The sequence below is a fragment of the Fusibacter sp. genome (assembly GCF_057447755.1).
On record NZ_JBVBZF010000092.1, the window covers coordinates 1 to 12,049 of the forward strand.

7 protein-coding genes are annotated in these 12,049 nt (G+C 38.0%); all 7 read right to left on the reverse strand.

What is annotated here, in order from left to right; genetic code table 11:
* Window positions 1–22: 22 nt before the first annotated feature.
* Window positions 23–1,381 carry a DNA repair protein RadA gene (gene radA / locus AC220I_RS11655; protein ID WP_486724007.1) on the reverse strand — a complete coding sequence of 453 codons (1,359 nt, stop codon included), beginning with the start codon at window positions 1,379–1,381 and terminating at the stop codon, window positions 23–25.
* Between the two features lie 10 nt (window positions 1,382–1,391).
* Window positions 1,392–3,842: an ATP-dependent Clp protease ATP-binding subunit gene (locus AC220I_RS11660; protein ID WP_486724008.1), complete on the reverse strand. Its 2,451-nt coding sequence runs from the start codon at window positions 3,840–3,842 to the stop codon at window positions 1,392–1,394.
* Window positions 3,843–4,032: 190 nt separating this feature from the next.
* Window positions 4,033–6,111: an elongation factor G gene (gene fusA, locus AC220I_RS11665; protein ID WP_486724009.1), complete on the reverse strand. Its 2,079-nt coding sequence runs from the start codon at window positions 6,109–6,111 to the stop codon at window positions 4,033–4,035.
* Between the two features lie 165 nt (window positions 6,112–6,276).
* Entirely contained in the window at window positions 6,277–7,095 is an 819-nt protein-coding gene (locus tag AC220I_RS11670; protein WP_486724010.1) for a hypothetical protein, read from the reverse strand.
* Between the two features lie 312 nt (window positions 7,096–7,407).
* Window positions 7,408–9,756 carry a ribonucleoside-triphosphate reductase, adenosylcobalamin-dependent gene (nrdJ, locus tag AC220I_RS11675; protein WP_486724011.1) on the reverse strand — a complete coding sequence of 783 codons (2,349 nt, stop codon included), beginning with the start codon at window positions 9,754–9,756 and terminating at the stop codon, window positions 7,408–7,410.
* Window positions 9,757–9,935: 179 nt separating this feature from the next.
* Entirely contained in the window at window positions 9,936–11,237 is a 1,302-nt protein-coding gene (locus tag AC220I_RS11680; RefSeq protein ID WP_486724012.1) for a glucose-6-phosphate isomerase, read from the reverse strand.
* 67 nt (window positions 11,238–11,304) lie between these two features.
* A partial coding sequence (locus tag AC220I_RS11685) for an ROK family protein (protein WP_486724013.1) occupies window positions 11,305–12,049 on the reverse strand: 745 nt, incomplete at its 5' end.

Below are 12,049 nucleotides of genomic sequence, written 5' to 3' on the forward strand. Positions count from 1 at the left end.
CACAATTTGTGGGGGTTTTGTTTTAAAAGAAGTATTTGAACATTTCATCAATATGTTGCATGCCAATGATTGTGAAACCCTCTGGCCTTTGAATGCCTTCTAAATTACTCTTGGGAATAATGGCTTTTTTGAAGCCCATTTTTGCAGCTTCGTTTACGCGCTGCTGTACCTGATTGACATTTCTAATCTCACCTGTTAGTCCAACTTCTCCAAAGATCACCATATCACTGGGAATGCAAATTTCTCTGAAGCTGGATGCAATTGCCATGACAACTGCAAGATCTGCAGCCGGTTCGTCAATAGACATCCCACCTACGACATTCAAGTAAATATCTTGATTATAGAGTGTCATACCCACCTTTTTTTCAAGAACGGCAGTGAGCAATACCAACTTGTTGTAATCTATGCCGATAGCCATCCGTCTAGGCATATTAAAATTGGTTTGTGATGCGAGACACTGGATCTCAACTAAAACGGTTCTCGTCCCCTCTAGGGTCGGAATTATGACAGAACCTGCTTCCTTCTTTGATGAATTGGTCAAGAATATCTTTGAAGGATTGTCAACTTCAATAAGGCCCATATTGGTCATTTCAAATATACCAATTTCATTGGTTGAACCAAATCGATTCTTCACCGCCCTTAAAATTCTAAAGATACTTTGTCTTTCACCTTCAAAATAGAGAACAGTATCCACCATATGCTCAAGGATTTTAGGTCCAGCAATAGCCCCTTGCTTTGTGACATGGCCCACAATAAAGGTGGTTACACCAAATTTTTTGGCAATGTTCATAAACTGATTGGTTGCTTCTCTTACTTGACTTACCGTTCCAGGTGCACTGGATATTTCTGGATTGAACACAGTTTGAATAGAATCCACAATCAAAACATGAGGCTTAAGCTGTTCTACGTGATACTTGATGCGTTCAATGTTATTTTCTGCGACGATGTAAAGTTCTTCATTGGCCATTGATAGGCGTTCTGCCCTAAGCTTGGTCTGCTTAATAGACTCCTCACCAGATACATAGAGTACGATTTTTTGGTCCACAGATAAATTATTGGCCACTTGAAGCAAAAGTGTCGACTTCCCTATCCCTGGATCACCGCCAACTAAAACCAATGAGCCATTAACAAGGCCACCCCCCAAGACGATATCCAGTTCTCTCATTCGAGTAGAGACGCGTTTTTCGTGATCATAAGCAATGTCCTTTAGCTTTTGTGGAAAGGCTTCACTGTTTATATTAAGACTGGCTGATTTGGCCGCTTTTACTTCAATATCTTCAACAAAACTGTTCCATTCACCACACTCTATGCACTTGCCAAGCCATTTGGGTGATACGTATCCACAGTTTTGACATATAAATTTTGTTTTTGCCTTAGACATTTATCCTCCTCTAGTTCGCCTTAAATACCAATTTTGAATCCTCTAAATGGATTTCGATTTTCGTCAATCGCGTTTCAACATTAAGCATTAAATCCGCAATTTCATCTTTCACCATGCGATCCACTGCACGTTTAATGGGCCTTGCACCATAGGTTTCATCAAAATTCGTCTCTGCAATGTAATTGAGTACAGGCTGATTAAAATCAATCTCTACGCCCTGCGCTTTCATCAACTGTTTAAAGACCATCAATTCCTTTTCCACAATTTTCTCAATTTCAGGAATTTGAAGACTATTAAAGACGATTATTTCATCAATTCGATTGATAAACTCGGGCTTGAAATACTTTTTGGCAGCTTGTCTTATACGTTCAGCTGCAATGGATTTTGAAGTGTTTTGTCCAAAGCCAACCGTTTTTACTGACAGTTCATCCACGCCAAGATTGGAAGTCAAAATCAAGAGGGTATTCTTAAAATCAACCTGCTTGCCACGGCCGTCTTTGATCTGTCCCTCATCCATAATGGACAAGAGAATATTTAAGACTTCTAAATTTGCCTTTTCGACCTCATCGAAGACGATAACACTATAGGGCATCTTCTTGACTGCGTTTGTCAGCAAGCCACCCTCTTTATTGCCTTCATATCCTGGCGGCGAGCCGATGAGTTTAGACACCGAATGCTTTTCCATGTATTCTGACATGTCGAGTTTTATCAAATTATTGACATCACCATAGAAAACATCTGCAATGGCCTTAGATAATTCAGTCTTACCAACACCTGTCGGACCAACAAATAAAAAGGTGCCCACAGGTTTTTTCTCATCTTTGATGCCAAGTCTTGATCTTTTAAGGGCATTTGAAACTGTCAAAATGGCTTGTTCCTGTCCTAGCACTTTTTCTCCAAGTAAAGCATCCAATTGTCTGAGCTTCTCTCGCTCGTGTGTCTGAAGCTTAGTAACCGGAATATTGGTCCACTCCGAAATAGCCTGTTCAACATCTTCCACTGATATAGTCAATTTTCTTGATTGCATCAAGTGTTTTGCATTTTCATTTTTCTCTATATGTGACAAAATTCTTTTTTCTTCAGTTTGAAGCTTTGAGGCATTTTCAAAATCCATGTCCAGAATAGCTTCTTCCTTGTGCTCTTTAAGCAATTGTAAACGATATCTCAGTTCATCCAATATCTCAATCGTCTTCAAATTTTCAATTCTTTTCTTTGAGCACGCCTCATCTATAATATCGATTGCCTTATCAGGTAACCTACGATCTGTAATATAACGCTGCGAGAGTCTGATGGCTGCATTTATGGCTTCGTCTGCTATGATGACGTCATGGTGCTTCTCGTATTGATGCTTTGTAAACTGAAGGATTGTAAAAGCCTCATCCACTGTTGGTTCTTCGATTTTTAAGGGTATGAGCCTTCTCATCATCGCCTCATCCACTTCAATGTACTTTTGAAAATCACTATAGGTGGTCGCCCCAATTAACTGAATTTCGCCAGTGGTTAGTAAGGGCTTTAGCATGCTGATGGCATCCATTGACTTCTCGCCAGTAGCACCTACTCCTATCAGATTATGAAGCTCATCAAAAAAGGCAATGTATTTGTCATTATCTTTTAATGCGCCGATCAGCTCGTTAAAGCGCTCCTCAAATTGCCCCCTATACATGGTGCCAGAGACCAACTGACTGATATTGATTAAAATAATCTCTTTGTCCTTAAGACCATCAGGCACTTTACCAGATGCAATTCGATTGGCCAATCCATGAACCAAAGCGGTTTTTCCGACTCCGGGTTCGCCAACAATACAGGGGTTATTTTTAGATTTACGACTTAGAATCTGAATCAATCGATTGATTTCATCATCTCTGCCTATAATTTCTTGATAGGGTGTATCTTTTGCGACTTCAGTTAAGTTAATGCCCACGCGGCTAATGACATTTGGCGCTTCAATATCATAAGCTTCTTCAAAATCCACTAATTTAACTTGGTGCTTAGAGGCCAAATTGCCCTTTATGATTTTTGGACCATTTTTTTCTACTGGCTCATCCAGAATGTTCATCAGCATCTTTTGAACATCAAGACTCAATTTTGTAAGCACCTTATAGCCAATTGCGTATTTGTCTTGCATGATGCTCATGAGGATATGCTCAGGAAGAATTTCATCACTGTTGGTTTCCAGTGAATACTGATAGCTTCTCTCAATACAGGCTTTTGCCCTGGGTGTATAGTCCTCTATCCCCGTATTCACATCACCCTTGCCAATCATTTTGACCAGCTCAAATCTCAGATCATCTGTGGTGATTTTATAATAATCAAAAACCGTATGTACTTTTGAATTTTTAATAATGGACAACCCTAAAATCAGATGCTCCGTTCCCACGAACCTATGCCCAAGATCCCTTGCCTCTGCAAAGGCAAAATTGATGACATCATTTGCATTTTCATCAAAATTATATTTAAACATCTGCTGCCTCCCAAATACCTTATCCACATCACAAAATGGTCATTTATATTAATACTAGTTTATCATTCTATTGGTCTTTTTGGAAACACTAAAAAACTGGCTTACAAGATGCAAGCCAGTTTTTCTAATTTGTAAATTTCCCTAATCCTATTTCTCTCTCTCTATTTGCACATTTATAATGTGTCTGTTTTTATTTTTCATGATCTTTCTTCGCTTGTTCAATGACTTTAACTGCAATTTGCATAGGCACTTCTTCATAACGTTCTACCCTCATACTGAACCAGCCTCTTGCTTGAGTCATAGATCTTAAATCCGTCGCATACACAAACATTTCTGACTGTGGCGCTTCAGCGATTACTTTTTGGTAGCCCATTTCATCTTGCTCCATACCTAAAATTCTACCACGTCTTCTGTTCATGTCACCCATGATATCGCCCATGAACTCATCTGGAACATAGATTTCCACATGCATCATTGGCTCAAGTAGAACGGGCTGTGCCATTTCCATACCTTTTTTAAAGGCAAGATGTGCTGCGAGTTTGAATGCCATCTCCGAAGAGTCAACAGGGTGGTATGAACCGTCAAGTAAAGTCGCCTTGAGATTAACAACCGGGAAGCCTGCCAAGATACCCTTATCACAAGATTCTTGAATACCTTTTTCTACTGCCGGAATATATTGGCGTGGTACTGATCCACCAAATATTTTTTCTTCGAAAACAAAAGGCTCACTTGCAGGTTCAAACTTCACATGGATATCACCAAACTGACCAGCGCCACCTGATTGTTTCTTATGTTTTCCTTGAACAGTGGCAACGCCTTTAATGGTTTCACGATAAGCTACCTTAGGATCTTCAAGTACAACCTCTACACCAAATAGGTTTTTAAGCTTAGAAGTAATGACTTGAATTTGCATTGTCCCTTGACCACCAATAAGGGTTTGTTTAGTTTCAATATTTCTTTCGATACAGAAAGATGGATCTTCATCTATCAGACGATGTAGTGATGAATTGATCTTTTCCTCATCACCCTTTGACTTTGGCTCAACTGCCAGGAACAAAGCCGGTTTAGGCAAGTTTATTCCCAAGTACTTGATTGGATGATCCTTATCACAAAGTGTATCACCAGTTTCAGTATACTGTAGTTTAGCTGTTGCCCCAATGTCACCTGCAACGACTCTATCGCATTCAAGTTGCTCTTTGCCTCTTAATAAGAATAAAGAACCAATTTTCTCTTTTTCATCCTTATTGGCATTGAGAACCTCTAAATCCTTCTTCATAACGCCAGAGTAAACCTTAAATATAGAAATCTTGCCTACAAACGGGTCTACGATTGTCTTGAATACAAGGGCAGAAAGTGGTTCGTTATCAGATACCTTTCTTTCAATTTCCTGTTCAGTATCTGGCTCCATCCCCTTGTAAACGCCATCTTTCATATCAAGCGGCGTTGGCATATAATCAAAAATCATGCTCATCAGAGTATGAATACCGATTCTCTTTTCAGCACTACCAACAAGCACTGGTACGATTTCACCCGCTATAACACCTTTTCTAAGGCCCTCATGAATTTCTTCCGTTGTAAATTCTTCACCTTCGAAGTATTTCATCATGAGTTCTTCATCGCTTTCAGCAACTGCTTCAATTAACATATCACGAATCGGTTTTACACGCGGAAGCATATCTTCCGGAATTGGGGCATCCACACATTCAGTGCCATCAAAAACTCTTCCAATTTGATCAACTACATTTACAAAACCGTTAAAAGTCTCTCCTTCTCCTATTGGGATGCAGAAGGGTGCAATTTTTTTACCAAATGTATCTTTTAAATCTTTTATGAGTTTTACATAAGAAACATTGTCTTTATCCATCTTGTTAATGAAAATTACTTTTGGCATTTCTCTTTTTTCAGTGAAATTCCATGCTTTTTCTGTTCCTACTTCTATTCCTGAAGATGCGTCAATAAGAATAACTGCTCCGCCCGAAACCCTGAGAGCGCTAAAAACATCTCCTACAAAGTCAAAGTAACCTGGTGTGTCAATAAAATTATATTTATGATCCTGCCATTCAATCGGTACTATAGAAGCGCCAATACTGAATTTACGGTTAATTTCTTCTTTATCATAATCCGATACGGTATTTCCATCATCAACCTTTCCCATTCTCTTTGTGACTTTAGTTGTATAAAGTAATGCTTCAGTTAAAGTTGTTTTTCCACTTCCCCCATGACCTAAAAATGCAACATTTCTAATTTTGTCTACCGTGTAATTCTTCATAACAATCTTTCTCCTCTCATTATGCAGATTTATTCGAATTTTCGCATTATTTGTAATATTCTATAAACTTTCGAAAAATCCTTCTGAGATTCATAAAAAAAGTCTCAAAATATACAAAAAGTTTATTTTGAGACACATTCTATAAATTAATGATTGAAATTGTTATTACAGTATGCCAGACATCTTTGTGACGTCAAGGCCTTTCTCTTTCCACGCACTAATAATTGCATTTAAGCCAATAGAATCACTTGGCATATGCCCTGCTACAATAATATTGCCAATATTTTGCTCTTTCACAGCTTTAATGACATCTTCAGGCGCATGCATGGCAACGATGGTTCCTACTCCTGCTTCAAAATAAGCTTTATAAACATCAGCGCCACCGTTTGTACCGCCTGCAAAAAGTACGGCAATCTTACCTGCATAATCACCAGCATTACCACATCTGATTACAGGCGAAGCCAAAGCATTTTTGTATATATCAAGCTCATTTAATGCTTCAATTATATCTTCAAGTGTTTTCTTTGGCTTGCTTTCAAAAGCATCGTCTAGATACTTTTGCACAAATCTTTCGCCAATCATGTCTGCTGGCATATGAATATTCATAAAAGGCATACCCGCTAATTTTGCAAACGATGAAACGCGGTCATAATTGCCGACATGACTTGAAATATTTACCGAGTTCATTTTTTTATTGAGTGCCTTTTGAGCTTTGTTTATAGGGACTCCAAACTCCACCATTTTATCGATTTGACGTACCATAACTTTATGAAAATCAATTTGAGATGTATCTGCCTTAGGATGATGGCTTACAACTAAATCATAACCTAACGATTTTGCAAGTAAGATCTCTGGGTTCTCCATATCGATACCGATGAGGATCTTCTTAATATCGTCTCCCTCCACATTTATCGATGTATCACTTGGCATTTCATCCAGTCCTGCCAATTTCAATGCAATTTCCATGATTTCTTTCGTATTCATTTGGTTGCCTCCTTAAATTCCTAATCTATTTCTATGATACATCTTTTTTAATCATTTAGGCAGTCTAAACACGAAAAAAGTTTAGTGCGTCTAATTACTTTTTTGTAAAATTTGAACCCTTCATTGATTAGGTTCAAAGCTAAACAACCACTAATAGCCTATCATCATTTAAGACCAAAACCCGTTTTCGCCTATGCTGTTTGAGGCTGAACATTTCCTTTTGGCATAAATTTTCTTGTGTGCAATAAAAGGAACCCCACGCATTATAAGCGTTGGGGTTCCTTTTTATATAAGAATTCAAAAGATGCAAAATTATCTTACTGGACAAGCGCCAGTTTCACAGCCTTCAGAACCAATATCAAAGCTGATCTCTTCTTTTTCATACTTCGTAATCAACGAAGGTCTGAAAGGCTTCATCTCAGCCACTCTTCTATTATATTCTGCTTCATCAATTGACTCATAAGGCAACATTTGATAAAAACTGTCATCAAGTGGTAAGAAAGAAAGTGCCACTGTATCATCCCAGTTATCATACACCCATTCTTCAACCAACTCCCACTCTTCTGGTCTTACATGAACTGTGATTGAGCAATTGTGCTCAACATAGTTCTCCATGAAAAGCTTGTAGTTTTCAAGCTGGTCTAATGCTGTCACATCGTATTTTGTCTTTCCGAGAGGTGATTTTACAGGGAACTCAACAATTTTAGTTGTACAAGTTTCCCAATCTTGTCCTACCTCAGGGAATACTGGATATCCAAGCTCTTCACACACTTTCACAAGTGGATCATGTGAGTTGATTCTTACACGTCTGATAAAGTAAGGCGAGTGTGAGTAATGAACACCACTTGAAACACTTGGTAATTGAGATAATGTGCCTTCTGGTTTAACAGTTGTCACAAGAATTGGTGGTCTTCCGCCAAGCTCTGCTGCATAAACTTCTGCTTCCTTCTTAGCAACATCTCTTAGTTTTCTTAGCAATGATGCTTGCTCTTCTTTAGACATGTTTGTTGCATTGACCATATCTTGCCAGCCTGTAAGTGAGCAACCGAGTAGCTTGTCTCTTTGTTGAACATTATTCCAAAGTGGTAACTCAAGTTCTACACATGTCATTCTGTAGCTAGAACGTGCAGAAAGTCTTTGAGATTTTAAGAGTCCTTGAACATCTAGCTTATCCCCATCAACAAATGCAAATACGTTGATGGTCGTTAAGTTACAAAGCCCTTTACTATCAAGAAGGATCTCACCACATGGATTTACACCATTGAAGTTTTCTCTACGTTTAGCACCAGCAACTTCATTTACCCAACCTGGTTCACCTGAATATCTCATCTTTTCAAGTTGCCATTTGATCATTTCGCGACTCGGTTTTTCTCTATAGTAAATAGAATTGTTACTCATTTGTCTATGAAGGATTTCTTCATTTACGACCCACTTACCATCTTCCATTGTGTATAGATTTGATTTAGCTTCGATACATTCTTTGTCATCTGCGTCCACTAATACGATTTCAGCTGTTCTTCTAACACCACCAACAACAACATTTTCACCGATGATATTTGCAATGTCTAAACAGTCAATAGGTCTAAGCTTAACTGTTTTCGCTTCATGCAGTAAGCCCAATTTCTTAATAACACGATCTATTTTATGGAACATGTTTTTAAGACTAGTGTGACCGCTTGCCGTACCGCCAAATGTTTTTAATTTTTCACCTTTTGGTCTTACATGATCGTAGTCGATAATGATGGTTTTAATATTTCTATACTCATTTGTATGGATTAACTTTAAGAAGAAGTCTAGAGATTGAACCCAACCCTCTTTTGAGTCTCCAATCGTAATTTTTACTGTATTGTTGTAGAAGAACTCCATACTTGTGTTGTCTTCACGCTCAGATCTCGGAAGAGGCGTGTAGTCTTTGTGAACGACTTCAAAGTCTGTTCTCACTTTTGGTAAAAGCGATACATCTTCCTTTAAAATTCTTACGCCGACACCTGATCCAATCATCAACAGATAGAAAATATCTTTGAAGGCATCAAATGAATTAATAATCTGGAAACTACAATTGTAATTTGCCATTGGATAATGCTTTGCAACAGGTGTACCACCTACCCAAAACGTTCTTCCCGATAAAAACTGTCTTAGGTGAAAAATATTATCAAATAACTCTTCAGCCTCAGATCTGTTGGTCTGTGCAATATTACAATTGTACTCAACAGCTCTTCTTACAGTTTCCCACCAGTACTCTCTTCTTTTCTCTTCAGGCAACCATCTTGAATAGGTTCTATAGTAAACAAAGTCCCCTAATTGTTGCATTGGAGAATCCATGTGCTTATATTTACTGATAAATTCATCTGTTAAAAGACGATGATCTTCTTTTTTTCTTGATACTCTTGTTTTATCTTTCTCATTTCTATAAATGATATATTTTTTAGCAGCATCTTTCCTTGGACTCTCCATTAAAAGATCTTCCACTAAATCTTGAATCTCATCTACCGAAATTGGAAGCTCTCTTCCAGATGATGCTTCCAAAATTGCATCTCCTATCGAGATACAAAGTGATTCATCTATACCCACTGTTGTCTCCAACATTGCTTTTTCAATCGCTCTTACAATTTTACCGATTTCAAAATCGACAACAGTTCCATCTCTTTTCACAACTTTCATAGGTCTATTCTCCCACCTTTGCACAATATTTAGTAATTTCTCTTGGCCGTTAACACTATATATTGTACCACCTGTTATTTGCACTGTAAATATAGCATTCCAAAAAAACACAAAAAAAACGGATCAGACGATCCGTTAATTCGTATAAAGTCGTAATTTATGACCAATTCAAAGTGGCATTATTTCTTGCCCAAAAGTCTAAACATGTTCTTTTTGTACGCTTCGACACCTGGTTGATCAAAAGGATTAACACCTAAAACATAACCACTCACACCACACGCCTTCATGAAGAAGTATAAGAGTTTACCAAAATGATATGCATCCTTCTGAGGAATCGACACCACTAGATTTGGTACATTACCATCTATATGTGCTTCAAGTGTCCCTTTGAATGCATTTTCATTAACATAACTCATGGTTTTACCAGCGAGATAGTTAAGGCCATCTAAATCCTTATCTTCAAGTTCAAGTACGAGATCTTTTTCTACAGAGTCTACTCTTACAACGGTTTCAAACATGATTCTTGGACCATCTTGAATCATTTGTCCCATTGAATGTAAATCTGTTGTGTTATTCATTTTTGTTGGGAATAATCCCTTTCCATCTTTGCCTTCACTTTCACCATAAAGTTGCATCCACCATTCTGCAAGAAATGCCATTGAGGGTTCATAATTGACTAAAACCTCAATTGCCTTGCCTTTGTTGTAAAGGACGTTTCTCATAAGGGCATATTGATAACATGGGTTCTCATCGATGTTTTCTTCAGAAAACTCGATTTCGCCATCCTTTGCACCTTGCATAAAGGCATCTATGTCTATCCCAGCAACTGCGATTGGCAATAAACCTACAGGCGTGATCACAGAGAATCTACCACCTACATTAGAAGGAATCACAAAAGTTTCATAGCCTTCTTCATTGGCAAGCGTTCTAAGGGCACCTTTTTCTGCATCTGTTGTTGCAAAAATTCTCTCCCTAGCACCCTCTTTACCGTATTTAGCTTCAATTGCCTTCTTTAATATTCTAAAGGCAATTGCTGGCTCTGTTGTCGTACCCGACTTAGAAATCACATTCAGACAGACCTCTTGAGATTCGATAATCTCAAGTAAATCAGATAAATAAGTGCCGCTGATATGATTTCCAGCAAAATAAATCTTAGCACCTTTTCTTTTTTCCTTAGGAAGTTCGTTATAGAAGGTATGTGATAAGGCATCAATCACCGTTTTAGCGCCCAAATAAGAACCACCAATACCGATTACAATTAATACATCCGCTTTTTGATTGATTGTCTTTGCAGCTTCTTTAATACGCGCAAACTCAGCTTGGTCGAAATTTGAAGGATAATGCAACCAACCTACAAAATCATTACCTGGACCTTTTTCGCTATGCAAAAGTTCATGAGCTGCTAATATTTGTGGTTTAAAATAATCATACTCATGTGCATTGGTCAAACTATTGGAATAGTCAAATTTAATTTTACTCATTTCTTCATCTCCATTTTTAGACATTAATCGTTTAAGTTTACATTGTTAATCTTTAATTGACTATGGTCTATTGATGCATTTTAGCGTACATGGCAGCGCCGATAATCCCTGCATCATTTTTAAGTTTTGCAATTTCAATTTTAGCAAGTGCTGAATCCTTAAAATATTTAAGATCCTCTAAAGCGATATTGATTTTATCCACCAAGAAATCACCAGCGTGCGAGATGCCACCTCCGAGTACAATAATTTCTGGATCGATCATACAAATAACATTTATGATCCCACGGCTTAAATACTTCACCAATCTGTCAACAACCTTGTTTGCCAGACCATCACCTGCTTTAGCAGCATCAAAGATGATTTGACCGTTAATCTTATTCAAATCACCATTTGTCGCATTAAGAATATATTCAGAGGTTTCTCCCATTTCAAATAAATGCTTTGAATATTTTATGATCGCCGTTGATGATGCAAAAGTTTCAAGACAGCCATTTCTACCACAGTTACAGTCATAAAAGTTATCACCGATAATCATATGACCAATTTCTGAGCCTATACCATGGTGTCCTGATACGACTTCTCCACCGACGATGATACCACCGCCTACACCTGTTCCCAGGGTCAACATAACGGCATTTTTGTAACGTCCTTTTTGAGAAACCTGAAACTCAGCAACACCAGCAACAGTTGCATCATTGTCTATAAAAACCGGAATTTTTACAAGAGCTTCTAATTTTTCTTTAAGTGGCACATGGTACCATTTTAAATTGACACAAGCAAGTACTTGTCCTGTGTGCGGGTCTGCAATTCCA

Coding starts and splice junctions, on each gene's coding strand:
- radA (WP_486724007.1), bottom strand. CDS start 1,381: ATGTCTAAGGCAAAAACAAAATTTATATGTCAAAACTGTGGATACGTA.
- AC220I_RS11660 (WP_486724008.1), bottom strand. CDS start 3,842: ATGTTTAAATATAATTTTGATGAAAATGCAAATGATGTCATCAATTTT.
- fusA (WP_486724009.1), bottom strand. CDS start 6,111: ATGAAGAATTACACGGTAGACAAAATTAGAAATGTTGCATTTTTAGGT.
- AC220I_RS11670 (WP_486724010.1), bottom strand. CDS start 7,095: ATGAATACGAAAGAAATCATGGAAATTGCATTGAAATTGGCAGGACTG.
- nrdJ (WP_486724011.1), bottom strand. CDS start 9,756: ATGAAAGTTGTGAAAAGAGATGGAACTGTTGTCGATTTTGAAATCGGT.
- AC220I_RS11680 (WP_486724012.1), bottom strand. CDS start 11,237: ATGAGTAAAATTAAATTTGACTATTCCAATAGTTTGACCAATGCACAT.